Raw genomic sequence first — 25,655 nt, 5'->3', positions numbered from 1 at the left:
TCGAGATTCGTCGCGGCCATGCGCTATTGATTCTTCATCAGGGTTTCGAGCGACGATTTCGACGAATCGACGACGCTCATCTTCGCTTCCATATCGAGCTGCGTGCTCGCCAGTTCGAGTGTCACTTTCATCGTGGCGGCCGTCATTTCCTGCATCGACATGTCAGGGGCGTGGTCGGACAGCTTGACCACGTCGTCGACGGAATGCTGCAATTCCGCGTCCTGCGACGCGACCAGCTTCGAGACCACATTGGTGCCGTCGTTCTGGCCGTGCGACGGCGACTCCATGCGCGGATGCTGCATCAGCGACTTGAACTTGTCGCCGAGTTGCTGCATGGAGGGATCCGCAGCGGACTGCGCCGCGCTCTTCTCAAGTGCAGCCGCAATCTGCTTTGACGTGACGGACACGCTCATGACCGGTCTCCCGCGCTACGAACCGTGGCTCAGATACGCAGATAGTGGTGTTGGGGAATCGCCTCCGCCGTCGCCGCGGCAGGCTTCGCGCATATCCTGGCGGCTTCGCCGTCGTTCTCGGTGCTCTCGTCGCTTTGATCGCTTTCTTCGCTGAGTGTCGCGATCGACATCGGCACCTCGAACTTTCCGCCGCTTCGATAGGTACGCACCGCCGCGCGCAGATCGTCGCGCGCTTCAAGCGCGCGCACCAGCCTGCGGGTATTGCGGTCCGGATTGTCTTCCATCGCCTCGCCCGCACTGCGCCGCCAGTTCGGATCGCCCTTGGCCGACAGACAGAATGCCAGCAGCGCCTTGGCGTAGGCAAAGCGCGGCGCGTCGGCAATGACCCGGTGGAAAACCTGAATCGCATCGTCCCAATTGCCGCGCTGCATATGCAGGACGGCGTCGACCGTTTCGAGTTCCGCCATCTTCGGGCGCAGCACGCGCAGCGCATCGAGCACGAGCTCGATATCGTAGGGATCGACTTCAAGCACCGGGAAATTGTTGAGCAGCACGGCGGAAACCGTTTCGATCAGGCCACTGACGATGTCCTGACTGCAGTTCAGATAGTTCGTCGAAGTAACACTCATGACGCAGAGCTCCCGCAAGGTGAATGCCGACCGATTACACGAGACCGATGCACTGCGGTGCGCTCGCGCCCTATCCCACAGACGCCGCCCACGCCGACACCTCGATCTGTCGATATGCGGACGATACCTGGAGGGGCGTCGCCGCTGCGGAGGCGACGCGAAGCAAGCGCAACCTGTGCGAAGCGCGTTCGCCTGCTTCGCACAGGCGGTGCTCGACAGCATAGGCCGTGCCTGCCCGCGTCAACATCGGCGCAGGGCGGCACGGTCCGCACTGTCCGTCCGGCGCTTCGCTTGCGACGTGGCCGCTTCGTGTCCAGCGCGCGCGTTGTGCAAGCGCGCCGATATCATCGTTTGTCGAGGTGGACCGGGTATCGCACCTGCAAGCGCGTACCCGCATCCGCCCCAGGCCCTCCGCCCGTTCACCGAGATGTCCGATGAGTGAAGAAAAGACCGAACAGCCCACCGAGAAGCGGCTCCGGGACGCGCGCAAGGAAGGCCAGATATCGAAGAGCACCGATCTGACCGATGCCGTCACGATGTCCGCGGTAATTGGCGTGCTGCTGCTCGCCTCGGGCACCTTCGCGGGCGCGTTTCGCGCGATCGTTGTGACCGCGCTGGGTTTCGTCGCCGGCGATCACTCACTGCCCAATCTGTTGGGCAAGCTATACAGCCTCGGTGGCCAGGGTTTGCTGGTCGTGGTGCCGTGTGTGCTCATCGGCGCGGTGGCGGCGATGGCCATACTGGTCCCTCAGGTCGGCTTCAAGGTCGCCACCAAACCGGTGGTGCCCAATCCGATGAATGCCAGTCCGATCAACGGTTTCAAGCGGATTTTCTCGTGGCGCACGGTGATCGAGCTGATCAAGATGATCATCAAGGCCGTCATCATCGGTGTCGTCATGTGGTGGACGATCAGATGGATGCTGCCACTCATTGTCGGTTCGCTATATCAGCCGCTGCCACAGTTATCAAAGATGTTCTGGGACCTGATTCTCAAGCTGTGCTCGATCGCGGCGGCGGTGTTCGTCGTGATCGGCAGCGCCGACGTCAAGCTTCAGCACGTCATGTTCATCCGCAAGATGCGCATGTCGAAAGACGAGGTCAAACGCGAGCACAAGCAACAGGAAGGCGATCCGAAGATCAAGGGGGAGCGCAAACGGCTCGCGCGTGAGTTCGCGAGCTCTGCCGCGCCCCAGCAGCGGGTCGGTTTTGCCAACGCGCTCATCGTCAACCCGACGCACTACGCGGTAGCGATACGCTATGCGCCCGGCGAGCATCCGCTGCCGCTCGTGACCGCCAAAGGGATGGACGAGAGCGCCGCGCAATTGCGCCGCTTCGCCCAGCAGGCAAACGTGCCGATCATCGGCAATCCGCCGGTTGCGCGAGCGCTCTACAAGGTCGGCATCGACGAACCGATTCCCGAGGAACTCTTTGAAACGGTTGCTGCGATCCTGCGCTGGGTCGAGGCGATCGGCGCGAAAAAACAGTCCGCATCCGGTGAAGATGCGGCCTCCTCGCTGCACTGACGTCACGCAATACCGAGAGGTTCGAGATGTTCAAGTCACTGAAGCTGCCGGCGGGCGGGGAAATCGGCATCGCGCTGCTGGTCGTGGCAATCATCTCGCTGATGATCCTGCCGCTGCCGCCGGCGCTGATCGATATTCTGCTGGCCATCAACATCACGATCAGCGTCACGTTGCTGATGATCACCATGTACGTGCCGAGCGTCGTCTCGCTGTCGGTGTTTCCGTCGCTGCTGCTGTTCACCACGCTCTATCGCCTCTCCCTCAACATCGCGTCCACCAAGTCGATCCTGCTGCACGCCGACGCAGGCCATATCATCGAGAGTTTCGGCGAACTGGTGGTGGGCGGTAATCTGGTGGTCGGACTCGTCGTCTTCGTGATCATTACCACCGTGCAGTTCATCGTGATCGCCAAAGGCTCGGAACGGGTGGCCGAAGTCGGCGCACGCTTTACGCTCGACGCGCTGCCGGGCAAACAGATGAGTATCGACGCCGATCTGCGCGCCAACATCATCTCGCCCGAAGAAGCACGCCGCAAGCGCGCCACCCTGGCGGTAGAAAGCCAGTTGCATGGCGGCATGGACGGTGCGATGAAATTCGTCAAAGGCGACGCCATCGCGGGGTTGATCATCACGATGATCAACATCGTGGCCGGCATTGCGGTGGGCGTTGCCTATCACGACATGTCCGCGGGCGAGTCGGCTAACCGGTTCTCAGTGCTCTCCGTCGGCGACGCGATGGTCTCGCAGATTCCGTCGCTGCTGCTGTCTGTCGCGGCCGGCGTGATGATCACACGCGTCTCCGATGAGCGCGACGTCAAACCGCTTTCGCTCGGCGACGAGATCGGCCGTCAGCTCTCCACCAGCCACCGGGCGCTCTATTTCGCGAGCGTCCTGCTGCTCGGCTTCGCGGCGGTACCCGGCTTTCCGACCATGCTCTTCCTGCTGCTGTCCAGCACGCTGGCGTTCTGCGGCTATCGTTTGAGCAAGCGCTCCCCTGCTTCGAGCACGCATGCCAGCGAGACCGTCAACGCCATGCAGCGCGCCGGCTCGAAGATCGATGTGCCCGCCATTCTGATGCGGCCGCCGCAGTTTGCGTCTCCGCTCGGCGTGAGGATCTCGCCGGACCTCGTGGCGCGCCTGTCCACCGCCGCGCTCGACAAGTCGTTCGAAACTGAACGGACGCGTTTGCAGGAATACCTCGGCTTACCGTTCCCGGGCATCACGATGTGGACGAGCGATGCCCTGCCTCCGTCCAGTTGCGAACTGCTGATGCACGACGTGCCGTACTGTGCGATCGAATTGCCGCCGGGCAAGGTCATGCTGCCCGATTCGATGTCGATCGGCAAAAACGAGCCCTTGCAGGCGGAGATCGCCGCGTTGATCCAGCGCGGCGAGCAGCGCCGCGGGCTCGACGGCGGCCCGGGCCCGACCTGGTGGCTCGACGAAAAATCGCTCCCGCCCAAAATACCCGCATGGCGCGCGGAACAGGTGATCGCCCATGCTTCCGTTGCCATGTTGCGGCGTCACGCGTCGCTGTTCCTGGGCATTCAGGAGGTCCAGTGGATTCTCGACCAGCAGAATGCGGAATACCCCGGTCTGGTCGCCGAGGTGCAAAAGGTGCTGCCACCTCAGCGGATCGCCGACGTGCTGCGGCGACTGCTCGAAGAACAGATTCCGATCCGTAATTTGCGGAACATTCTCGAGAGCCTGATCGTCTGGGGTGCGAAAGAGAAGGACATGCTGATGCTCACCGAGTATGTGCGCGGCGATCTCGCGCGTTTTCTCGCGCATCGCGCATCGGGCGGCACACGGCAACTGCCCGCCGTGCTGTTCGACCTGCCGGTCGAACAGCACATCCGGCAGGCAATCAAACAGACACCCACCGGCAACTTTCTGGCGCTGCCGCCTGACGAAGCCAATTTCCTCGTCGACAAGATCCAGTCGTTCGTCGGCCAGGTGCCGCGCGAAGGGGTGGCCCTCGTCACCTCGATGGACATTCGCCGCTACGTGCGGCGCATGATCGAAGCGCGGCTCGACTGGCTGTCGGTCTATTCGTATCAGGAACTCGGCGAGCATGTCGAGTTGCAGCCGCTTGGCCGCGTGACCATCTGAAGCGACGCTCATGATCGAATCCCGCTCACTGCGCATCATCCCCGGCGACATGGCAGCCGAGCAGAAAGCCGACGATGCGCGGGTGCGCGCCTTCGACTATGCCGGCCTCGCGCGCAGGACACGCATGCAGCGTCTGGCCGCCCGCTCGCACGACACCGGTAGCGGACATGTGGCGGGCGATAACGATGAATCCGGCGGTGGCCGCCCGCGGATGTTCGAGTCGCATGACGACGAGAAGCGCGACGACAGCGCCGATCAAGCGGCTGACATCAGCGACCAGGCGGCGGCCAGTCAGCGAGAAGCGGTCGCGCAACGCGTCTGCGGCGCGACCCTGCCGGTGGTCGACGCACTGTTTCGCACGCAGGGGCAATTCCTCGAACTGGCCACCTCGCTCGCCAACGAAGTCACCGCGTTCTGCTCCGATCCGGCCATCGGCAACGCCGGCAACTGGGAAGTCCAGATGCCGCTCGACAAGGCCGTGCTGCCCGACACCACGCTGTACCTGTCACTTTCGTGTTTCAGGCTTTCGCTTCGGTTCGATACCTCGAGCATGGAAACAAAGCAGTTACTGTTGAACCACAGCGCCATGCTCGAACGCGAGATCGATTCGCTGTTGAAGGCATGGGGCGCGCCGCGTGATATCGAGTTGACGGTCTGGTGATATCCGCCATGCCCAGGTGCTCGTGCAGACGCACCCATCCTATTTCTACCGCCACCGCATGGGTTATCCGATCGCTGAAATGCCGGGGAGTGTCGAACGCGCCGACAGGCGGTCAGACATGCACGCCCGGCACGATGAAGCGCAGCCGGCCCGCGTCCGTGCTCTCGACGCACCCGCGCCGCGCCTGCCATTGCGTGCAGTGTCGCCGGTCGCCGCGCGTACTGCGCGATTCGTCTGCGACGCGCGTACGGCGTGGGCCGTGCAGCGCCTGCCAGGTATCGACGGATGGCAGGCGGCGTTGTGTGATGCAGCCGCTGCGGCAAGCGAACGCTTCGTTCAACCCGGTGTGCTCGAACTCCTGCATCGAGCGGGTCCCGTCTACGTGACGTTCGATCTGGCCGCACACCCCTCGCTCGACATCGCAGCGTGGCCTGGAGAGAGCAGCGCGGTGCCGCTGGCGGACGCGCAACGCGCATTGCGCCTCGCGGTGGCGGGCGTGTTGCTCGAACCATTGTTGCAGCGGCTGGCGGCGCTCGGGCTCGAACTCCGTATCGCGCGACTGCTGCGAGGCATACCGGCACGCCTGTTCCCGGCCGATGCCGCACCGGTTGCGCTGTCGTTCACGCTCGAAGGACGCCGTTATGCCGCCGAGCTTACGGTTCCCCCCGCGCTGCTTGGCGCATTTGAAGACCTGCACGCGACGCAAGCAACGGACTTCGCCAATGCAGCGCTCGCGCGAGCCGGTCAATCCGTCGCCCGACGGGCCCGCCTGGCGGATTGCCTCATCCCGGGGCGTGCCGTGCTCGGATCACGGCGCCTGCCGGTCGAGACATTGCGCGCACTCATGCCGGGCGACGTTCTGCTGCGCTCGCTCGTCAGCGGCCTGCTGCCGCTCGCCGCCGATACGGCACTGCCGGCCGGGGCCACGGCGATTGCTGCGTGGGGCACACCCGGCCTGACCCGGTTGCATGCGCCCGTGACGATCGACGGGCGCATGCTTTCCATCACGAAGGAGCCGACCATGACCGATGAACTGGATCCAGTTCGCCTCGACGATTCGCTCGTCCCCGATCAACCGGAGAACCCCATCGAGATCGGTGAGCTGGATCTACCGGTTCAGTTCGAAGTCGACACCGTTGCGCTGCCGTTATCGCAGCTCTACGCGCTGCGTCCCGGCTACGTGCTGGAGTTGCCGACCCCGGTTGCCGAGGCCCAGTTGAAGCTAGTCACGCATGGCCAGACCATCGGCTACGGCGAACTCGTGACGGTCGGTGAACATCTTGGCGTACGAATCTTGCGGATGGCGCACGGCGATGGTCCAGTTCAGTGACGTTACCGGTTTACTGCTAGTCGTCATCGCGATCAGCCTCGTGCCGTTTGTCGCGATGGTCGTGACCTCCTACGCGAAAATCGTGGTCGTGCTCGGCCTGCTGCGCAATGCGCTTGGCGTACAGCAGGTGCCGCCCAACATGGTGCTGAACGGCATCGCGATTCTGGTGTCGCTGTATGTGATGGCGCCTGTCGGCATGCGCGCCGCTCAATCGCTGCAAGGCCAGCAAATCGCCGGTCAGCCGACTCAGGCACTGATCCAGGTGTTCAGCGCCGCGCGCGAGCCGTTCCGGACCTTCCTCGAGAAGCACGCGAACGAGCGCGAAAAACGCTTCTTTATCCGCTCCGCGAACGTCGTGTGGCCGAAGGATGCCGCCAACAGCCTGCATGAAAACGACCTGATCGTATTGGCCCCGGCCTTCACGCTGAGCGAGCTCACCGATGCGTTCAAGATCGGCTTCCTGCTGTATATCGCGTTCATCGTGATCGATCTGATCATCGCCAACGTGCTGCTCGCGATGGGTCTGAACCAGGTGACGCCGACCAACGTCGCGATTCCGTTCAAGTTGCTGCTATTCGTCGTGATGGACGGCTGGTCGACCCTCATCCACGGTCTCGTCATGACTTACCGGTAGCGTCCGGCCCGCCACGCAGGAACTGAGCGCATGGATATCGACACACTCGTTCGTTTCACCACGCAGGGCATGCTGCTGTGCATGTTCGTGTCGTTGCCGATCGTGATCGTCGCCGCCGTTGTCGGGCTCGCGGTCTCGTTTCTGCAGGCCATCACGTCGATGCAGGATCAAACGCTGTCGCATGGCGTGAAGCTGATCGCCGTGACCGTCGCTATCGTGATCGCCGCGCCGTTTTCGGCCGCGGCGATCCTGCATTTCGCCAATGAAGTGATGCAGGCAGCAGTACCGCAATGACGCGCATTTCGCAAACATCGCAAGCAGAAACCGCGAACCTCACTCGCGCGCATGAGACAGGGCGTGCCGGCAACGAGCAGGACGTCGCGCGGCATGCCGCCCTCTATCGCGGCACGACCCGCTTCGCGTATACGCCAAAGCCACAGCCAGGCGCGCGCGGCTCACTGCGCAACCGCAAGCTCGCCGAACTGCAGGCAAGGCGGCGGCGCGCCGCCTTGCGCCGGACCCGCATGAATGGCAGCGGCAGCGTGGACGATGACGGAGACGGCGAAGGCGGCGCGCACGAAGAGAGCCGCCGCGTGACGCGCGACGGCGGTGGAGGTGGGGGCGGTGGCCACGGCGGCGGTGATCAAGGCGGCCAGTCGCACGATGGCCAGCATGACAGCGAAGGCGCCGTGCCGTTGAACGTGCGTGTGCGCGTGGGCATCGCCGCGCAACCACTCACGCCGGGTGCCTTGCAGACGCTCGCGGCCACCTGTTCGAACGACGCCGAGCGGGCTGACGCAGTGCGCGGCGGTCTATGCGACGGGCTGCGGGACGTGCGCGACGATATGGCGAATCATCCGGACGCCGAGTTCGACACGCACCTCTACGAACTCATGGCCGATGCGCGTGCGGCCCTGCGCGATGCGCCCTTTAAACCAGGGAATCCTGCCGGATTGCGCCAGTTGATGATCGATCGCAGCGGCAGCCGACGGGCGCTGTCCAAAGAGCCCGCACGCTCCATCGATGCACGCCCCGCCACCACTGCGTCAGCGTCGCCCGCTCATTCGGTTTCGGGCACGCCCGGAGCGCAGTTAAACCGCGTGCAACGGCTCAATCTTCTCGAATACCTGTTCCTGCTGAGCGCCGAAAGCCCCATGCCGCCTGCGCAGCGTGACGGCGCGGTCAACAGACTGAGTTTGCTGCGCGCCGGCGCGCTCGCGCGCGGTAAAGGGCAGCGCTGACGCCACCGCGCATGCACATCGCAGCGCACAAATTCGCATAGGCGCTAGCGGCTTCGCATTGCGTGCGGAGATGCCACACTGACGGGCTAGAGTAAGCGCGTGAAGCCTGCGGGACATGCCCGCGCGCTGCAGCCGTTCGACCAACCAATCGCCACCTGATGAAACTGCTTCGGATCCTGACTGGCGTACACGCGGGCGCGGAACTGCGTCTGACTGCCGGCGCGCATCGGATCGGCGCGGACGACGATGCTGACATCCGCATCTCCGACTGGCGCGGAGCCGACTTGCTGCTGACAGTGGACGACAGCGGCACCGTCAGCGCGCGCTCGGTTACGCCGGGGTCCGAAGCGGTGCCGGGCGACGAACTGGCGTTGGGCGTCGTCGGTGGCATGGCGGCGAGTGTGCCGCAAGCGGAAGCGGAATCGGAGACGGACGAGCATGCAGTGGCGGTGGGGACGGTAGAAAGGCCCGATGTGCCCGACACCAGCACGGTGCTGCTCGTCGACTACGTGCCGATGCAGTTCGGCGATACGGTGATCTGCATCGGCTGGCCCGATACCGCCTGGCCGAGCGATCTCGACCTGCTGTCGACGCTGCTCATCAAGCCCGCACAGGCGCGCCGCGAAGCGGAGCGCTCGCGTCAGCGCAAGCTGGTCGGCATCGTGCTGGGCTGCGCGATGCTGAGCGCGGTGATCGTGATCGGCTCGGTATTGATGACGACGATCGTCAGCCGAGCGGCGCTGCCGCACGATGCGGGCGATCTTGCGCAACGGGTCAACACGGCGCTTGCCGCGGCGCATATGAACGAATTGCACGCGCAGGCTCACGGTTCGAGCGTCACCGTGAGCGGCATGGTGGCCAGCCCCGAAGATGACGCCGCCGTGCGAAAGCTGCTCGCGCGTGTCTCGTCGACGCCGGTGCTGCGTCACTACGATATCGCGCAGAACGACACGCGCAACATCGAGGATTCGCTCGGCATGCAGGGCGTTCACGTGGAGTATGCGGGCCACGGCGCATTCGACGTCACGGGCAAGGCAGCGAATCCGTCCGACGTGGATACTGCCCTCGTGCGTATCCGCCGCGACCTCAGCGACAACGTGAAGGCGTTGCGCATGCGGGTCGCGCAATCGAACGAAGGCGCGCCGCTGCCGCCCTCGTTTTCGGAATTGATGTCGTCCGACGATGTGCGCTATGCGGAAACGCCGGACGGCGTGAAGCATATCTACGCGATGCCGGAAACGCCGGCATCGTCAACGGCGGGCGCCGCCGGCGACGATACGCTGGCCAACGCGGACGGGGCCTCGGATGCGCTGCCCGCTACCGTCAAATCAGGCGCCGCGGCCGGCGTCATGCAGCCAGTCGGTGACCCCGGCCCCGCTCCCACCGCGGCGCCCACGCCGTTGCCGACGAAGTGAAACTCTGGAGAGGATGGACATGTACGAACCACTCGAAACCTGTGCCGCCGATTTCAACAATTTGCAGAAGATGCTCGACGATCCGGCGGGCGGTCCACGGCTCGCTGCGATCCGCACGGCGCTCGAGGCCACGGCCAAAAATATCAGTGAGGCGACCGGCGCAACCGAGGTCGATCGCAACAATCTCGCGAAACTGTATCGCGGCCTGCTCGCTGCCAGCCGGATCGTGTCGCACCTGCAGGATAAACGCGGCGTGGCTTGAGGGCGCTCGCTACCGGCGCGCCGCGCCGGGCACCAGGCTGGTTTTGCACGGCACATGCTTCGAGAGAATGTGCAAGACGGCAAACTTTTCATCTAGACCGAGGAGGTTTTATGGCTTTAAGCGGAGCAGCAATGGGTGCGATGGATGGCATGACGGCCCAGGGGATTGCAACCACCCTGGATTCAGCCAAGGATCAGCAGGAGCTGTCCGAGGCCGGCGCCGTCGGCAACATCATGAAGACGCTTGGCAGCAATCTCAGCCAGGCATCCCAGCACCAGGGTTGACGCGGGTCGGCTACGATCCGCAGCAGGCCGCACAGCGAGTCTTTCCGATGGCTGCCTGCTGCCCTTCGCAACACCGGGCGGTTTGCGCGTTTCGCGCATGCCGCTCGCTCTTTTTTGCCGGCCCGGCCGCGGCGGCCTGAATCTCCTGGACACCACAGTTGGACACCACAGACAGCTCCGAGCGCTATGTGCAACTGGTCCGCGATCTCTGCAGTACGGTAGGGCTCGCTGACGCCGAGCACGTGTTGCGCACGCGCTCGATCGAAGTCGAGGGCTTCGACGTCCAACTGGAACACTTCGAGAACGACCTCGAGGCGATCTACGCCAATTTCCACTATGGCACGGTCACCACCGGACGCACACTCACCGTGTTCCGGCTGATGCTCGAGGCGAATTTGCTGATCTACGCGCAGGACCAGGCGCAACTTGGTCTCGACACCGATACGGGCGGCATCGTGCTGGTATTGCGCGTCCCGATGACCTACGACGTGGACGGCGCCGTGCTTGCCGATCTGCTGGCGCATTACGCGGAGCATGGGCGCTACTGGCGGCAGAACATCATCGAATCCACCGACGAGATGTTCGAGGGCGTGGCCGCGGGCGACTACGTGTGGTTGCGCGCGTGAACCTCGTGCGCGAGCGCGAGCCTGGCCCCGCGGACTATCCTGCGCACTACCCCGCGTACTACCTGATAGTCAGACCTTGCGCGAGGCTTCGAGGATGACGTCAGCGGCTTTCGTCGCGACACCCGCGAGCTTTTCCGCGTCTCTCCCGGCTTGCTGAAAGATGCTGCCTGCGAGTTGAGCCAGTCCTGAGGGACCGTGTGGCGCGGGCTGCGGCACCTCGGGCGTTGCAGACGTACGGAATGAAGCGCCGGAGCGCTGCGTGCTCACGTCTTTCAGCGCAACGAGCGCCGCGCCAGGTTTCGTTTGCGTGGGTGCCGCAACGGCGGCTTTCCCGGTGGGAGCGAGCGGCGCGCCGTTCTCAGATGTACCACCCGATGCACCACCAACCGACAAGCTATCGATCTTCGTCATTGCACTGAACCTCGCTGGAAACCGTGCGACCTACTTCCAACCCGCGCACGGGTCCGCCATTTATAGCGAAACACCGACACGCGCATGGCCCGTCATGCGAAGGAGGGAGGTGTCATCCGAAGCGGTTCACGACGCGTGCCTTTGTGCGTCGCGCCATAAAATTGACCAGGCGGATCACACCGGCCACGCGCGTGGCACCGGCGAGCGTCGTGGCATCGTTGCCGTACGTTCGCGCTTGTGCGTGCTGCTTCGCGATCCGGCGGTGGACCATGTCAGGCATCCGACACAATCGATCCATCTACTGTGCGTGGAGCCGTCCAATGTCCCAGTTTCGTCCTCCTGAATTGATCGAGTCCGACGAATTGCTGCTGCGCCCGCCGGAACCACGCGACGCCGCCATGCTCTTCGACGAAATGCTCGGCGATCCCGGGACGACGCGTTATCTGTGCTGTCGCTGCCACGTCTCGCTCGACGAGACCCTGACGTTCATCGACGAGTCGCAACGGGGTTGGCAGGACGGCACGCTGATTCGCTGGGTACTCGAGGACAAGTCAAGCGGCCGGCTTACCGCCCTGATCGAGTTGCGCCCACGGCCGCCGCGCGCCGAACTGGGCGTCGTCATCAGCCGCCACGGCGGCGCGCGACGGCGACGCGCCGGCCTCTACGCATTGCGCAAGCTGCTCAAATGGTTGCTGGCCCAGCCACCGATTTTCCGTATCTACGCGTATTGCGCGGTCGATGGCGATGCGCACAGCAGCATGGAGCGACTCGGCTTCACGCTCGAGGCCAAGCTGATCAATCACGAGTGCCGGCCGAATCTGGGGCTCCTTGCCGGCGATAGTTACCTGTACGCGATGACCCGTCCGCTGATCGCGCCACCCGCGACGGCAGCGGCGGCGTGGTTGACCGAGCACGTCGAATGGGAGCCGGCGTGATCCGGCAAGCGCGGCTCGCACGCTACGGCACAGCCTGAGGATTTGACAAAGCTCTCCTTGCTCATCCGCTCGACACGCCATAAGCTTGCGGCATTTCATTGCGCGCTCCTCGCGCCGAGTCGGCACGCGCGTGCATGTCGACGCCGAGGGCAGCGCCGCGCGGCCGCATTCCGTGCATGCGCCACCCGCCGTCCCGCTCCGCCCATCCCTGCTGGAGATCCACGATGTCGTTAACGCGGCCTACGGTGCCGGTCATTGCCTTCGGCCGCTACCGGCTGTCGCAGAACCCGCCGCGGCTCACCGTCGACGGCGTCACCGTCGAGATCAGCGGTCGCGCCCTCGAACTCCTGTTCGCGCTGGTCGAGGCCGAAGGGCGGCCGGTTCCGCTCGCCGAACTCGGCCAGCGCGCATGGCCGAGCGTGAACGTCGAAGCCAATACCGTGCAGGCCCAGGTATCCGCGCTGCGCCGTGCGCTGGGCAACGATCGCGATCTGGTCGCAACCGTGCCGGGATACGGCTACCGCTTCGCCGGCCGCGCGCAGACGCTCGATGCCGAAGCCGCCGCGTCTGGACCGGAGGGGCCGGCAGTTGCAGGCACGAGTCCTTCTGCACTGGCATCGCTGGAGCCGCCCCCACTACGCATGCCCGTGCGTCTCACGACGTTTATCGGCAGGCACGCCGAGCTGTCCGAACTGCTCGGGCTCATGTCCACAGCCCGCGTCGTCACGCTGACCGGCACACCTGGGCTCGGCAAGACGCGCCTCGCACACGAAGCCGCACGACGGCTGGCAGCGTATGTCCCCGACGGCGTATTCATCATCACGCTGCCACCGCACGTGCCGGCGGACAGCCTGATCGACACCTGGGCGCTCGCCATGCGAATCGCGCCGAAGCAGGGTATGCCGGTGTTCGAGCGCGTGCTTGCGACGATCTGCGCACGCCGGCTGCTGCTGATCGTCGATTGCAGCGAGCCGCTGCGCGAGCCCACGGCCCATCTGCTCGACAGGCTCGTTTCCGCAACCCCGGGGCTGCGGGTAATCGTCACCGGGACCGCGCCTCTATTCATGGCGAGCGAGCATGTCGTGGCGCTCGGACCGCTACGCACCCCTGATCATGTCAAGGTGAGCGCCGGCGAAGCGCGGGAATTCGATGCGCTGCGCCTGCTGTTCGCCCGGCTCGCGTTGCTGCTGCACGCGCACGAGCAACGCCCGCTGCGCCAGCGTACGGCGGCCGACCTGCAGCCACTGTCGGACTTCGACACCGGACGTCTCGCCCCGAACACGCTCGCGATGGCTGCGCTGATCGCGCGGCGCCTCGATGGCGTACCGCTCGCGCTCGAACTGGCCGCCTCGGCCATCGAGCGGCGCATGCGCGCGCGACTCACGCTCGACGCCACGTTGTTCGCGTTCGCTCGCGATCTGGACGACCTGATGGCGCGCAGCGCCGGCACACCCAACCTGCCACTGTCCCGACTCGCGCCGGTTGCCGCAGCACTGCAGTTGTACACCGCTGAATTCCCCGAGGTAACCCGCACAATTTTCCGGCGGCTCAGCGTTTTCAATGGCGAATTTACCCGCTGCTCGGCGGTCCGCCTGCTGGCGGAATGCTCGCCATCGCATGACGGCAACGATGCGAATGCCGTACACGCCGAACGCGGCACCGAGGCATCTCTTGATGATCTGCTCGACGCAGGGCTCATCGAGCAGGTCGAAGGCGACGCGCAAACCACGCTGCGCCTGCCCCGCGCCGTGCAGTTGTTCGCCCGCGATGCGCTCGCCCAGGCGGGCGAGTCCGACCTGGCCGCGGCGGCCCATGCGCAGTCCCTCGCGCCGCGCCTGGCCGCAGGCCGCACGCGCCGCGACCGCCAGCCTGGCGAGGTGCTGGATCGCGCCGATATCGAGGATCTGCGCGCCGCGCTCGACTGGTCCTTGCGCAATGACAGATTCGAAGGCGCGATTGCCTTGATCGAATCGTCCACCACGCTATGGCGTGCGCTGTCGCTTACCCATGAGTACCTGCGCACGATCCGCGCCGCGCTCGCGCGCGTGGAGGCCGGCACGCCGCGCCGCATACGCGACGAAATGCGTCTGCGCGTAGCACTGGCGCACGCGTTGGCGATGACCCAGGTGCCGCTCGACGAGGTGACGAACGCCTGGCAGGAAGCCTATGAATTGGCCAATGCCTGCGCCGACAATACCTACCGGCAGCATGCGTTGATCGGACTGATCGTGTGTTCGGCGAGGGCTGGGGAACTCGAACGTGCGATAGACCTGCAGGCCTCTTACGATCGTATCGCGCAAGCCAACTGGAAAACCGCGCAACGGGCTGGGGAAACCTAGGCCGCAGCTTCGCATTTCAGCTCATCGGTTCGCTTCGCGCTGTTTCCCGCGGGCTCTCGTGTCACATTCCACGGCCATAGTGCAAGCCGGTCCCACGCTGCCGCGCTGCCATGTCCGATCGCAACCGGATCAACCTTCCCGCTCCCGCCGCCTCGCAATTCATCGAAACCGGCCCAGACGCGCGCGCCGCCAATGCGGCCGCAGCGGCGCAACCGCCCGGCACGGCGCCGTCGCATCACGTGAACACGCCTCAGCCGGCAGTCCCTCACGGGGTGCTGGGACGGCTCAAGTCCTCGCTGTCGCGCTCGGCGGATACCTTGCGTGCGCGGCGCTTCGATCTCAGCACGCTGGTCAATCAGCACAGCACGCACGGCAGAACGTCGGGACCGGAGAACCATGTCGAAGGCAGCAAGCGCTATGCGCCGCAGCAGCCGCCAAGGCAGGCGCAAGTCGCGGGCTCGGCACTCGAACTGACCGACGCGCTGGTGTCGCAGGCTATCGCGCAAACGGCACCACCGGCGGCGTCCAGCGCGATGCCCGCAGGACAGCCACGCCCTGCACCACTCGACACGGTCGCCACCCGCGAAGATCTGCTCGCGTACGTGCAACAGCAGTTCATCTGCCCACCCGAGCGCCTGCTCGATGTCAGCGCGTTCGCGTCCCGGCTCTACCATCTCACGCCGCCCGACGCCGCGACGCACACGACACCGGCCACCGCCGCCACGCGCGGCGCGTTGCTTGCGCAAGCCATCAGGCAGGCAGGTGTTACGGACGTCCAGCACGCGCAGTTGGCGCTCGAACGAGTCGGCATGCTCGACTTCCACGCGCCGCACACGCGCCATTCCACCAGCCCCGCCGAGCGCGAGGCGTGGCAGATCGCGCGAGTGTTGTCGCGTTCGAGCGAAGGCTTCGAGACCCTCGGCGCGCTGCGCGCGTCCGTCATGCAGCCGTTCGCCGACGCTAACCAGCAACTCGCCGTCAAAGTCCTGCTGGAGAGTGCCGATGCGCTCGACCCAACGCCGCCGGGCACGCCGTACCCGCCCGGACAGGATCGTGCACCCGGTGCGCTCGCACTGCAGGCCGGACTCGGCAACGGTCCGCTCACCGCCGACGAACCCGGGCCGAACGCGCTCGCGAAGCGCGCCTTCGATGCCGCGGCGACACTCCTCGAACACGGCCGCAGCGCACTGACGCCCGATCAGCGCGGCGCGTTCTTCGCCTGGCGCCAGTCGTTCAGCGAAGACGAACGGCATGGCGATCTGTCACAGGCCCGCGAGCGGCTGAACAAGTTCTCCGCGAAGACGATCGGCCGGGTTAGCGAAAACCGCTGGAAAACGCTGCTGCCGCGCATGTTCCGCGGCAAGCACAAGTCGCCGCTGTCCGCCTTGCGCTACGGCACCCAGGGCGTGCCGCGCAAGACCGTCGAAGAAGAGCGTGCCGCGCTGCAAAAGGGGCTGCGCGAAGCACGTCTGACGTTCGACCAGAGCGCGGCGTTGCAGCCCGCGGCGGCGCTCGCTCATGCGCGGCCGGAACGCTCGCTGGTCGAGCTCGCTGCGTTGCATACGTGGCTCGAACGGGGTGGTTTTCCACACGGCCGGATGGACGAAGACGCGATTGTCGCGACCGCGCAGCGCGCCCGGCAGATGAGCGCGGAACTGCAGCCCGGCGACGCCCCTTCAGCGCAGCTCCTCGCCCATGTCCAGCAACTGACTGCGCACTGGAGCGCCATGACGCCACAGCAGCTCGCCAAAACCCGGCCGTTCAACGCAATCGCGAAACAGCCGTTCACGATCGAACGGCTGGCGGTCTGGGGCAAGGTTGCGCGCGTGGCCGACGACGCCCCGTTCTGGGCCTCGGTCGACACACTACGCACGCTCGCCGAACCCGCGGCCCCGGCGCGCGCCGCCGACAATGCCGACGACGTGCACGCGACGCTCAAGGAAGTGATCGAAGGCTTGCCATCGGGCGCGCGCCTGCGGCTGACCGACGGCAACCGCCAGGGTATCAGCACGCGCGGCCTCAACGCGACGTTGATGCAAGCCCACGGAATTCCCGTTTCGCCGCGCCTCGATCTGCGGGCATCGCGCACGCGTGAGGCCGTCGTCGAAGTGAGCCGCGCGACGCACGGAGTCGAGATGTTCGTCGGCACCGCGGCAAGCACGTCGCGTCACGTGGGTGCCGGGCTGATGGTCGGTTACGACCTCGAAGCAGGCGTCACCGCCGTACGCGCGGGGCTGGTCACCAACGTGATCCTCCACTCGCGAGAACTCACGCAGCCACGCGGCGTGTCGCTGCGCGTCGCGCGCCGCATCAAGCCCGACGGCTCCGGCTACGACGACAAGGCGATGCGCGAGAAGCTGAACGAGATTGTCGACCACGTCTTCAACGAAGCCACCCAGACCCACGGCGACGGCTCGAATGGCGTCTGGAACCGTCTTGCGGAACGCTTCTTCGACGACCCCGACGTGTCGATCAGTTGGACCGCCGGGCAGGCCAGCAATACGCGGCGCGGCGTCACGGTCGATGCGACTGCAACGGTCAAGCTGCCGGCCATCGGCCACGGTACGGACCGGATGTCGGTCCGGGTTGGCCCGTCGCTCGGTGTAGGGTGGGAAAAATCGCGGCAGACGGTCGATTCCGCCGAGCGCACCGGCCGCCTCCAGGTCGAACAGCATCGCGTCGGACTGGGCAGCCTCTGGCAGGTGCGCGGCGGCATCGCACCCGGTTTCTCGCATGCGCTCGATGCGGCCGGCAAAACCAGTGTTGGCCTGTTTTCGGTCGACACGCCGGCCGCCACGATGACGCTCAGCGACCGGAACCGCTCCGCCAAGCTGCAACTGGTACGCGAAGACGGCAAACTGAACTATCGCGCGTGCATGCTCGACGTCGAATTTCTCAACGCCCGCATGTACACGCGTGCCGTCGACGCTGCCCGCCCCGAGCTGATCGGACTCTTCGCCGCGACTATCGTCGCTCAGCGGCAGCGCGAGGGCGGGCAGCCGCTCGCGAGCGGCCCGGCGCCGCAGGAGGATCCACAGGTGCTCGCCGGCCGGCGCATCGACCAGCATCTGGCGACGGTGCGCAAGAACCAGCGGCCCAATCTGACCTACCTGTACCGCTATCGCCTGCATCGCGACGCGGCACTGCGGCTCGACGCGAACGCGGCTTTGCTCGCGCAATCGGGCAACGATCCGCACGTGAAGGAGACCGTCGACGCGCGCAACGCGGAGATTCTCGGCGCGCCGTCGTCGTGGATGCCGATCGAGTTGAAGGTCAAGGAACGCAACACCTACACGCAGAGCTTCGGACCCAACATGATGTTCCAGCTGAGTACCCGAACCAGCGCGACGGGTGATCGTGAAATCGTGACCGAGAGTGTGCCGTTCGACGTGCTGGAGGCGCTCGACGCGCAAGGCACGTAGCGTGTCATACGCGCTCCCCTGCGGCGCGCTTGAGTTCGCAAGCGAACCGGTCGCGCGATTTGCGAAGCTTTCCGTTTGCCAATCGTCGTGCGGATTGCCTAAGATCAGACGATCGATGACCTCAAGCCGGTAGACCCAGTGCAGCGACAGTCGATCAAAACCGCTTCCCTCTCGTTCGGCGTTGCTTTCGTCGTCGCCACGTCAAGCCCGGTACAGGCTGCGCCGGACTACCCGGACCTGGCCTGCCAGGCCGAAGCCCATTCGGCGCAAGCCATCGCCCGGGATCGCGATGCGGGCGTCCCGAAGGAAAGCGAACTGCGCAAGATCATTCTGGAGAGCGAACAGATGCCCTACGAGACGGCGATGCGCGCGCGGGCCGAGTTGCCGGCCTTCGTCAACGGCCTGTACGGCAAATACGCCAACGTGCCGGCCAGCGACGTCTACCCCAAATATCTCGCCTACTGCCGCGGGCAGCTCGCCAAGGGGCGCGGCGCGCAGTAGCGATGCCCGTGGGCACCGCTGGTCCGCGATGAAGGGCGGATTCCGCAGTCAGGCTGCCAGATCGTAGTCCTTGCTGCCATCCGCCGCTTTACGTGCCTTGATGTCTTTCAACGCATCGTCTCGCGCCACGTTGATTTCTGACATCCCCTGCCCGTCGCCACCCAGGTCCGGATGATGCTCCTTTGAAAGCGCCCTGTGGGCCGCCTGTATCGCCTGCTCGTCGGCATCTGGCGATACGCCGAGGACCGCCGCCCACGCGGGAACCTCCCGGCGTTGTTCGGGTGGCGGAGTCGCGGTACGGCCGGTCGCGCCGCCGCGATTCGACCAACTGCTCGTGTCGCGCGGCGGCTGGCGGCGTGCCCCCGACGAATCGCCTGGAGGCGGTGTGCCGCGCCGGCCTCGTTGAGTCTGCGGCGCATCGGGTGGCGGCATACCCCACGACGGCCCCCAGGTGTTCGCGCGAGGTCCGTACTGACCGTTCGGCGGCACGGCATTGCCGCTGTACCCACAGCCGTACTGCGCGGATCTCGCCAGACTGGCGCGCCGCATGGCGGAGAACGCCGCCGCGCCCACCAGCAGGGGCAGCAGGCCCACCCCGCTCATGCTCAGCGCGCTCACGCCCAGCATGCCCACCCCATAACCCGCCAGCATGGCCATCCCCCCACCGAGCCCACTCAGAAGCGGTGCGCCATAGCGCATCCTGCCGGACATCGGCTGGGTAAAAGCAGAGTAAGACGGACCGTAACCCCCGCCCTGGCGCTGCCAGCCTGCCGCGAAACGCCCGCCTAGCGGTCGTGGGAAACCGAAGAAACGCTGACTGGCCGTGCGGGCGCTCGCCATCCCGGCTTTTGCCTGGACCCGCGCACTGCGAAACGTGTCGCGCAGTTTTACATCCGCCTGGCGCAGCCCGCCGGCCATCCGCTGCTGCACCCCCGCGAGACCGGACAGGCCAGCCATGACCGCGCCGCGGACTCCGCCGCGCGGCGTATCCGCTTGCGATGCATGGGTCTTGCCGCGTGCATCGTCAGACTGCGGACCTGCGGCCGAACCGGCTGCGGGGCTCTCCGGGATTCTCATGGGCATGAACCTGCTCCTCGGCAAAACGTGAACGAGGCAAACACGCAGACGCGTCGACCGCATCAAACGCATCAAACGGAAATGGGCCTGCGAAGGCCCTCGGCCATTATTCGCCGGTCACGCTGCCGGGCCGCGCCCAGCGCGAAGCCAGCACTGCCTGCACGAAGCAAGAAACACGGAGCGGAACACGACGGACACCCGCGGCGCAGGCTATCTGCGCGCCATCACCGTTTTCATTGCGGCCACGTCGCCGCGATCAGGCTCGTTCGATTGGGCCTCGGCGGCCTTGTTCTTTGCGGCAGTCGTCGCGCTGCCGACGGGTTTGGCCGGATCAGTGGCCAGCCTGGTCTCGATCTTGCGCACGACGACGCTTTGGATCGCCGCCGTCGCTTCGCTGCGCCGCATGCCGAGATCGCGCAACAGGTCGTAAGCCGTGCGAAGGTTGGCGTCGCCTTTGATCGAGGCGGTAAGTACTTTCTTCTTTTCGCGCAGCGAGGCCCCCGGCCGATGCACCGCGCGATGAAACTGCTCGAGATTGCCAAAGCCACGGCCGGCGTACTGGTCGACGTGATAGTCGATCACGTTCAATGCGTGAGCCGCGACCTGATCGCCGAGTTCGCTCTTCTTCGCTGAGGACTTCTGCTCATTGATGATGCTGCCCGGAAAGATCTTGCCGAACACCTTCGCGTCGGCCTCGACTCTTGCGTTGTCTCGCATGGCGGCATGAACGCCGTCTATGGCTTCGTCCGGTGTGTCTTCCGGTATGGCGCCTGGCTGCAAATTGAGGCGTTGCCTGAGGAAATTGTCGTTGATCTCCTTCTGCTTGCCATCGCGCATACCCTGCTTGACGCCTCGCACGCCCTTGCCGACATCCAGCGCATTCGCCATGCCGATGCCGAGTCCGGCTTGCTTGATCGCAATCGCCGACGCGCTGCCCGCAACGGCCGCGAGTCCATGCGTTCCGGCCACCAGCAGCGCTGCGGATGTCACGCCCAAGGTGTTGCGCCCGAGCTCATAGATGGCGCGATTCTGGCGCTTGCCTGCCACTTCGTCCTTGATATAGGCAGTCAACAGGACGTTTTTTGCATGGGCGATTTCGTCCGCGTATTTCGGGTTGTCGCTCGCGGCCAGCTTCGCGACCTTGGGAAGGTCGTAGGTAAACTGGCCCTTCCGGTCTTTGGTGACGATCATCGTTTCCTGATTCGGATTGCTTCTGAAACGCTGCACGTCTCGCTGCAGCATCGACGCAAGCTGATTGCCATAACGTGCGCGCTTTCTTCCTGACGCGAACAATGCATGACTGTTGAAGCCGCCGGCTACCACTTCATGCGCTCCGCCGACGGATATCCCGGTGAGCGCCAGATCGGTGCTTTGTTCGCCGTGCGAATTGGCGGCGAAGGCGTTGAAGAGATTGCCGTACGGCCTGATGCCGTTGACTTCGACCGCGGTGAACCCCGGCTTGCTTCGATCGAATGCCTGACCAGGCTGCAACTTCGTCGAAGGCACGACGAAACCGGGATCGATACCGCCTTCAGGCTTGGCGGCGGGTTGCGCCACCAACGTGTGATCGACATGAGGAATGCCGTTGAGCCAGTCCGATCCGCCGGGCGTAAATGACAGAGGCTTGAACTCGGCGTTCTCCGGCGATGTGGATAACGAAGTCTGCTGCGCTCGCGAGGGCAGGCGCCTGGTTCCGAGCGAGAGGAACCTGTCGAGGGGGTTGCCGATGCGCTTGAGCGCGTTCGTTGCCGCTGTGGATTGCTGACCGCCGGCCGGCGGCGACACCAGCGATTTTGTGTCGGGTGTGAACTTAACAGTCGACGTGGGCTGTGCTCGCGCACTGGTGGGCGTCGAGATTCCGAAGCTGTGCCCGGTTTGCGGCAATGGCTTGATCGCTTCGAAATGGCCGCCCTCGTCCCAGACCACCACCCGATGGGTCGGCTCGCTGCCAGGCGGTCTGGTGCCACCGCCTTCATACACGCCAAGCTGCGTGACTGGGTGCGATGCTTCGATGCCGGCCTGGACCACGCCTACGGCCATATCTACGTTGTACCGTTGATTGACGAGTGAGATCAGATCGGATGCATGGCTACCCTGTTGTCCGTCTAGCAGCAGCATGTTGCCCTGTTCGTCCGGATGGCGCTGGTCGAACTGTTGACGGATGTCAGCCACGACACGGTCGAGTGCGGGTCCTCGCAGGGAGGGCGACGCATGTTGCACGAGTGCATAGATCGAGCAATTGTTCCCCTTCCCCTCATTTGGGACGACCTGTAATCCATGGTCCGCGAGAAACGCGCGAAAACGGGCATTGGGTCCCGCAAACGCCGCATGTTGCTGCATGCGATTGCTGGAAGACACCTGGGCGATCTGTCCGGTTAGGGTCGTCGTGCCGGATGTACCGGCGCGCGCGCCTCCTGCGGATAACGGCGCGTCCTGATTTCCAGGACGATCGGGCATCGTAAAACCCAGTACGTCGAAGGGTTGCGTCGGCGGCAAGGTGGTGCCGTTGGCGTTGGTGGGCGCCTTATTGCCTGTCGTGTCGCGCGTGAGCGGATCCAGCTCGAAGCTGTTCCGTGTTTCGGCTGGCTTTGGCCTGCCTTTTCCGATGGAATCCTTATTAATATCTTTCGGATCAGCAGTGACGGAAGTCGAATTTCGGAGGCCAGCATAGATTTTCGAAAACATCGAGCGACTCCCGGAATGCCAGATACCGGCTGACTTGCGAAGCCTAAGCCAGGGGGTTTTTCAGGGTAATCGTGTCAGAACGAGGGTGAGAAGAAGAGGCGAAGTCAGTAGTTGAAAGCCGAAGCAGCCGAAGCAACCTGATCGCGCAAAAGAAAAAGCCACTCATGAAGAGTGGCTTTCAAGTATTTGGTGGGCCTCCCGTGAGTCGAACACGGCACCAACGGATTATGCTTACCAACTACGGTTTTCACCGCCCCTTTCGGGTTTGTGGTCTGGACTGTCTCTTGTCTTTACGACCTGCCCGTTCAGTCTCTACACGTTCTCTACAAGAGAGCTTCGCTCGGGATTGCCACGCTGCCAAGGCAACAGAGGGTTCCCCGAATTTGAGCAGTTCTACCAAGGGGCAGAGCTAACTTGCCCCAAGGCAACCCATTCATGACTCACCATGCCGTGCTGCATGGTTTAGGTGAGCCTTTGCTAAGTCCGCTGCTCTAACCAAGCATGAGCTAGAGGCCCTGAGAACTGAGGATTTTACTGTATCTGATAGCGATCGACGCAACCAGACACAGCCAAAGAAAAAGGACCCGGTCATGAAGGCCGGGCCGATTCTGATTGGCCGACATACTACACGAAAGCAAGCGAAAATAAGCGAAAACACGCGAAGAAAGGGCCTCCGCAACCGCTTCGCTCAAGCGAAACAACCGGGAGACCCCTTCAAACCGCTACCTCATTTCCCACGACCGCCAGCTTCGATCAATTCCCTTCGAGGAACGACTTCAGCTTGTCCGAACGGCTCGGATGACGCAGTTTGCGCAGCGCCTTCGCCTCGATCTGACGAATCCGCTCACGCGTCACGTCGAACTGCTTACCGACTTCCTCGAGCGTGTGATCGGTGCTCATCTCGATGCCGAAACGCATGCGCAGCACCTTCGCTTCACGCGGCGTCAGCGAGTCGAGCACGTCCTTCACGACGTCGCGCATGCTGGCATGCAGGGCGGCGTCGGCCGGCGCGACCGTATTCGTATCTTCGATGAAGTCGCCCAGATGCGAATCGTCGTCGTCACCGATCGGCGTTTCCATCGAGATCGGCTCCTTCGCGATCTTCATGATCTTGCGGATCTTGTCTTCCGGCATTTCCATCTTCTCGGCCAGCGTTGCCGGATCCGGCTCGAGACCGGTTTCCTGCAGAATCTGACGCGAGATGCGGTTCATCTTGTTGATCGTTTCGATCATGTGAACCGGAATCCGGATCGTACGCGCCTGGTCAGCGATCGAACGCGTAATGGCCTGACGGATCCACCACGTGGCATACGTGGAGAACTTGTAGCCGCGACGATATTCGAACTTGTCCACCGCCTTCATCAGGCCGATGTTGCCTTCCTGGATCAGATCCAGGAACTGCAGACCACGGTTCGTGTACTTCTTCGCAATCGAGATCACGAGACGCAGGTTCGCCTCGGTCATTTCGCGCTTGGCCTGACGCGCCTTCAGTTCACCGGCCGCCATCTGACGATTGGTTTCCTTCAGGTCCTTCAGCGGCAGCACAACGCGCGCCTGCAAATCGAGCAGACGCTGCTGCTGTTCCTGAATCGCCGGGATATTACGCGTGAGGATTGCGCTATAGCCATGACCTTCGGCGACGATCCTGTCGGCCCACTCGAGATCCGTTTCACTGCCAGGGAAACGCGCGATGAATTCCGCACGCGGCATGCCGCACTTGTCGACCACCGTATGCAGAATCTGACGCTCGACCTGACGCACTTCGTCCACCTGCGCACGCAACGTGTCGCACAGACGCTCGACGGTACGCGCGGTAAAGCGGATCGTCATCAGTTCGTTCTGGATCGTTTCCTGTGCCTTCAGATACGACTTGGACTTGTAGCCTTCCTTCTCGAACGCGCGACGCATCTTGTCGAACCATTCGCTGATCAAGGCGAACTTCTCAAGGGACGCACGCTTGAGCGCTTCCATCTGCGCCGCGTTGGCCGTGGCTTGCGCCGCGCCGTCGTCTTCTTCCTCGTCGTCCGACTCTTCTTCCTCTTCTTCCTCGTCTTCGCTCTCGATCGCTTCCGCTTCCTGCGCCGAGAAGCCGTCGGCATCCTCCGCGTTGGCGTCGATCAGGCCGTCGACCAGTTCATCGATACGGATTTCCTCGTTCGCGACGCGCTCGGCCATTGCCAGAATGTCGGCGATCGTGGTCGGGCACGCGGAGATCGCCATCACCATGTGCTTGAGGCCGTCTTCGATCCGCTTGGCGATTTCGATTTCGCCTTCGCGCGTGAGCAGCTCGACCGTACCCATTTCACGCATGTACATGCGGACCGGGTCGGTGGTGCGGCCGAATTCGGAGTCGACCGTGGAGAGCGCGACTTCCGCTTCCTCTTCCACTTCGTCGTCTGACGAAGCAGCGGGCGCGTTGTCGTTCAACAGCAGCGTTTCGGCATCCGGCGCCTGCTCATACACCGCCACGCCCATGTCATTGAACGTGCTGATGATGCCTTCGATCGCCTCGGTCTCAGTGAAGTTGTCCGGCAGGTGGTCGTTGATTTCAGCGTACGTGAGGAAACCGCGCTCCTTGCCGAGCTTGATCAGCGTGCGCAGTTTGGAGCGGCGCTCTTCGAGTTCCTCGATGGTGCCCGGCTGCGACGACGCGAACGCGTCTTTCAGCAGCGCCTTTTCCTTTGCACGACGATCGCGAGCCTTGACCTTTTCCACCTTGGCGGGAACGGCCGCAGGGGTTTCTTCGCTTTGGGTTGCTTCGTCATCGACGGGTGTTTCGTTCAGCTTTTTCGTCATGGAGTTCGTCGTACCGGCTGTAGTCTCGACTCGCGGCTGTTGGACAACAGCCGGTTGAACCGTGGATACTGGAATCTCGCGCTCTACCGCATCGTCCTGCGCGGCAGGCGCTTCCCTTGCGCTTCTGACACCCGGCCGTTTTGTGGCCGGTGGTGCTACAGCTTTCGCCGCCCTGACCGGTTCCGTGCGCGCAGCGGAACTGGTTGAGGATTTCTTCCCGGCTACAGGTGTGACGCTTGCGGCAGACGTTTTTCTAGGGGAAGAAGCTAACTTGGCCTCAGTGACCTTTCTGGTCGGCTCGTTCGAGCCCGTGCCCGCTGCTTTTTTTCCGCCTGGTGTCTTTGCCATCGCAATCGCCTT

General features: G+C 64.2%; 21 protein-coding genes. 15 read left to right on the top strand and 6 right to left on the bottom strand.

Features of this window, described 5'->3' with window-relative positions; all coding sequences use genetic code 11:
- Positions 1-23: 23 nt before the first annotated feature.
- Both PQR67_RS10590 and PQR67_RS10585 read right to left on the bottom strand, forming a co-directional pair.
- Positions 24-413 (bottom strand): type III secretion protein HrpB2, encoded by a 390-nt coding sequence (locus PQR67_RS10590; protein WP_408458001.1) that lies wholly within the window; start codon positions 411-413, stop codon positions 24-26.
- A gap of 29 nt (positions 414-442) precedes the next feature.
- A complete protein-coding gene (locus tag PQR67_RS10585) occupies positions 443-1,042 on the bottom strand; it encodes an HrpB1 family type III secretion system apparatus protein (protein ID WP_408457999.1) in 600 nt (199 codons plus the stop codon).
- Positions 1,043-1,476: 434 nt separating this feature from the next.
- Here PQR67_RS10585 and sctU point away from each other — a divergent pair, with 434 nt between their 5' ends.
- From sctU to PQR67_RS10530, 11 genes are all read left to right on the top strand, one after another.
- Positions 1,477-2,565, top strand: coding sequence for a type III secretion system export apparatus subunit SctU (sctU, locus tag PQR67_RS10580; protein ID WP_408457997.1), 1,089 nt, complete (start codon positions 1,477-1,479; stop codon positions 2,563-2,565).
- Between the two features lie 26 nt (positions 2,566-2,591).
- Entirely contained in the window at positions 2,592-4,676 is a 2,085-nt protein-coding gene (sctV, locus tag PQR67_RS10575) for a type III secretion system export apparatus subunit SctV (RefSeq protein WP_408457995.1), read from the top strand.
- A gap of 10 nt (positions 4,677-4,686) precedes the next feature.
- Complete coding sequence (sctP, locus tag PQR67_RS10570) at positions 4,687-5,337, top strand: type III secretion system protein SctP (RefSeq protein WP_408457993.1); 651 nt, start codon at positions 4,687-4,689, stop codon at positions 5,335-5,337.
- A gap of 118 nt (positions 5,338-5,455) precedes the next feature.
- A complete protein-coding gene (gene sctQ, locus PQR67_RS10565; protein ID WP_408457990.1) occupies positions 5,456-6,667 on the top strand; it encodes a type III secretion system cytoplasmic ring protein SctQ in 1,212 nt (403 codons plus the stop codon).
- On the top strand, positions 6,651-7,301 hold the full coding sequence (gene sctR / locus PQR67_RS10560) for a type III secretion system export apparatus subunit SctR (protein ID WP_120348858.1): 651 nt from the start codon (positions 6,651-6,653) through the stop codon (positions 7,299-7,301). The genes sctQ and sctR overlap by 17 nt, the downstream gene beginning before the upstream one ends.
- 30 nt (positions 7,302-7,331) lie before the next feature.
- Positions 7,332-7,595: a type III secretion system export apparatus subunit SctS gene (gene sctS / locus PQR67_RS10555; RefSeq protein ID WP_064266295.1), complete on the top strand. Its 264-nt coding sequence runs from the start codon at positions 7,332-7,334 to the stop codon at positions 7,593-7,595.
- Positions 7,592-8,542, top strand: a complete 951-nt coding sequence (locus PQR67_RS10550; RefSeq protein ID WP_408457986.1) for a hypothetical protein — start codon at positions 7,592-7,594, stop codon at positions 8,540-8,542. The genes sctS and PQR67_RS10550 overlap by 4 nt, the downstream gene beginning before the upstream one ends.
- A 158-nt stretch (positions 8,543-8,700) precedes the next feature.
- Positions 8,701-9,957, top strand: a complete 1,257-nt coding sequence (locus PQR67_RS10545; RefSeq protein ID WP_408457984.1) for a secretion protein — start codon at positions 8,701-8,703, stop codon at positions 9,955-9,957.
- A 19-nt stretch (positions 9,958-9,976) separates the two neighbouring features.
- On the top strand, positions 9,977-10,219 hold the full coding sequence (locus PQR67_RS10540) for a type III secretion protein (protein ID WP_408457982.1): 243 nt from the start codon (positions 9,977-9,979) through the stop codon (positions 10,217-10,219).
- 131 nt (positions 10,220-10,350) lie between these two features.
- Positions 10,351-10,503 carry a hypothetical protein gene (locus PQR67_RS10535; RefSeq protein ID WP_217361938.1) on the top strand — a complete coding sequence of 51 codons (153 nt, stop codon included), beginning with the start codon at positions 10,351-10,353 and terminating at the stop codon, positions 10,501-10,503.
- A 158-nt stretch (positions 10,504-10,661) separates the two neighbouring features.
- The gene (locus PQR67_RS10530) at positions 10,662-11,129 is read left to right on the top strand and encodes a CesT family type III secretion system chaperone (RefSeq protein WP_408457980.1); all 468 of its coding nucleotides are present in this window, start codon (positions 10,662-10,664) and stop codon (positions 11,127-11,129) included.
- A gap of 69 nt (positions 11,130-11,198) precedes the next feature.
- On the opposite strand, the gene PQR67_RS10525 is transcribed toward PQR67_RS10530, so the two are convergent.
- Entirely contained in the window at positions 11,199-11,540 is a 342-nt protein-coding gene (locus tag PQR67_RS10525) for a hypothetical protein (protein ID WP_408457977.1), read from the bottom strand.
- 320 nt (positions 11,541-11,860) lie between these two features.
- Between PQR67_RS10525 and PQR67_RS10520 the strand changes: the two genes are divergently transcribed.
- The 4 genes from PQR67_RS10520 (at position 11,861) to PQR67_RS10505 (ending at position 18,737) form a co-directional block, all read left to right on the top strand.
- Positions 11,861-12,475 carry a GNAT family N-acetyltransferase gene (locus tag PQR67_RS10520; protein ID WP_408457975.1) on the top strand — a complete coding sequence of 205 codons (615 nt, stop codon included), beginning with the start codon at positions 11,861-11,863 and terminating at the stop codon, positions 12,473-12,475.
- A 224-nt stretch (positions 12,476-12,699) separates the two neighbouring features.
- A complete protein-coding gene (locus PQR67_RS10515; protein ID WP_408457972.1) occupies positions 12,700-14,814 on the top strand; it encodes an ATP-binding protein in 2,115 nt (704 codons plus the stop codon).
- A gap of 110 nt (positions 14,815-14,924) precedes the next feature.
- Positions 14,925-18,236, top strand: a complete 3,312-nt coding sequence (locus PQR67_RS10510; RefSeq protein ID WP_408457969.1) for an autotransporter — start codon at positions 14,925-14,927, stop codon at positions 18,234-18,236.
- A gap of 138 nt (positions 18,237-18,374) precedes the next feature.
- Positions 18,375-18,737, top strand: coding sequence for a hypothetical protein (locus PQR67_RS10505; protein WP_408457967.1), 363 nt, complete (start codon positions 18,375-18,377; stop codon positions 18,735-18,737).
- Positions 18,738-18,785: 48 nt separating this feature from the next.
- Here the strand turns inward: PQR67_RS10505 and PQR67_RS10500 are convergent, their stop codons facing one another.
- The 3 genes from PQR67_RS10500 to rpoD form a co-directional block, all read right to left on the bottom strand.
- Positions 18,786-19,820, bottom strand: a complete 1,035-nt coding sequence (locus tag PQR67_RS10500) for a J domain-containing protein (protein ID WP_408457964.1) — start codon at positions 19,818-19,820, stop codon at positions 18,786-18,788.
- A 204-nt stretch (positions 19,821-20,024) separates the two neighbouring features.
- Positions 20,025-22,499, bottom strand: a complete 2,475-nt coding sequence (locus PQR67_RS10495) for a hypothetical protein (RefSeq protein ID WP_408457962.1) — start codon at positions 22,497-22,499, stop codon at positions 20,025-20,027.
- Positions 22,500-23,252: 753 nt separating this feature from the next.
- A complete protein-coding gene (gene rpoD, locus PQR67_RS10490) occupies positions 23,253-25,643 on the bottom strand; it encodes an RNA polymerase sigma factor RpoD (protein WP_408457960.1) in 2,391 nt (796 codons plus the stop codon).
- Positions 25,644-25,655: the final 12 nt, after the last annotated feature.

This window comes from Paraburkholderia fungorum, from assembly GCF_046026025.1.
Classification (GTDB): domain Bacteria; phylum Pseudomonadota; class Gammaproteobacteria; order Burkholderiales; family Burkholderiaceae; genus Paraburkholderia; species Paraburkholderia fungorum_E.
Note: the sequence above shows the minus strand (reverse complement) of the source record. Positions and strands in the feature narration are given on the sequence as shown.

Coding starts and splice junctions, on each gene's coding strand:
- PQR67_RS10590 (WP_408458001.1), bottom strand. CDS start 413: ATGAGCGTGTCCGTCACGTCAAAGCAGATTGCGGCTGCACTTGAGAAG.
- PQR67_RS10585 (WP_408457999.1), bottom strand. CDS start 1,042: ATGAGTGTTACTTCGACGAACTATCTGAACTGCAGTCAGGACATCGTC.
- sctU (WP_408457997.1), top strand. CDS start 1,477: ATGAGTGAAGAAAAGACCGAACAGCCCACCGAGAAGCGGCTCCGGGAC.
- sctV (WP_408457995.1), top strand. CDS start 2,592: ATGTTCAAGTCACTGAAGCTGCCGGCGGGCGGGGAAATCGGCATCGCG.
- sctP (WP_408457993.1), top strand. CDS start 4,687: ATGATCGAATCCCGCTCACTGCGCATCATCCCCGGCGACATGGCAGCC.
- sctQ (WP_408457990.1), top strand. CDS start 5,456: ATGCACGCCCGGCACGATGAAGCGCAGCCGGCCCGCGTCCGTGCTCTC.
- sctR (WP_120348858.1), top strand. CDS start 6,651: ATGGTCCAGTTCAGTGACGTTACCGGTTTACTGCTAGTCGTCATCGCG.
- sctS (WP_064266295.1), top strand. CDS start 7,332: ATGGATATCGACACACTCGTTCGTTTCACCACGCAGGGCATGCTGCTG.
- PQR67_RS10550 (WP_408457986.1), top strand. CDS start 7,592: ATGACGCGCATTTCGCAAACATCGCAAGCAGAAACCGCGAACCTCACT.
- PQR67_RS10545 (WP_408457984.1), top strand. CDS start 8,701: ATGAAACTGCTTCGGATCCTGACTGGCGTACACGCGGGCGCGGAACTG.
- PQR67_RS10540 (WP_408457982.1), top strand. CDS start 9,977: ATGTACGAACCACTCGAAACCTGTGCCGCCGATTTCAACAATTTGCAG.
- PQR67_RS10535 (WP_217361938.1), top strand. CDS start 10,351: ATGGGTGCGATGGATGGCATGACGGCCCAGGGGATTGCAACCACCCTG.
- PQR67_RS10525 (WP_408457977.1), bottom strand. CDS start 11,540: ATGACGAAGATCGATAGCTTGTCGGTTGGTGGTGCATCGGGTGGTACA.
- PQR67_RS10520 (WP_408457975.1), top strand. CDS start 11,861: ATGTCCCAGTTTCGTCCTCCTGAATTGATCGAGTCCGACGAATTGCTG.
- PQR67_RS10515 (WP_408457972.1), top strand. CDS start 12,700: ATGTCGTTAACGCGGCCTACGGTGCCGGTCATTGCCTTCGGCCGCTAC.
- PQR67_RS10510 (WP_408457969.1), top strand. CDS start 14,925: ATGTCCGATCGCAACCGGATCAACCTTCCCGCTCCCGCCGCCTCGCAA.
- PQR67_RS10500 (WP_408457964.1), bottom strand. CDS start 19,820: ATGCCCATGAGAATCCCGGAGAGCCCCGCAGCCGGTTCGGCCGCAGGT.
- PQR67_RS10495 (WP_408457962.1), bottom strand. CDS start 22,499: ATGTTTTCGAAAATCTATGCTGGCCTCCGAAATTCGACTTCCGTCACT.
- rpoD (WP_408457960.1), bottom strand. CDS start 25,643: ATGGCAAAGACACCAGGCGGAAAAAAAGCAGCGGGCACGGGCTCGAAC.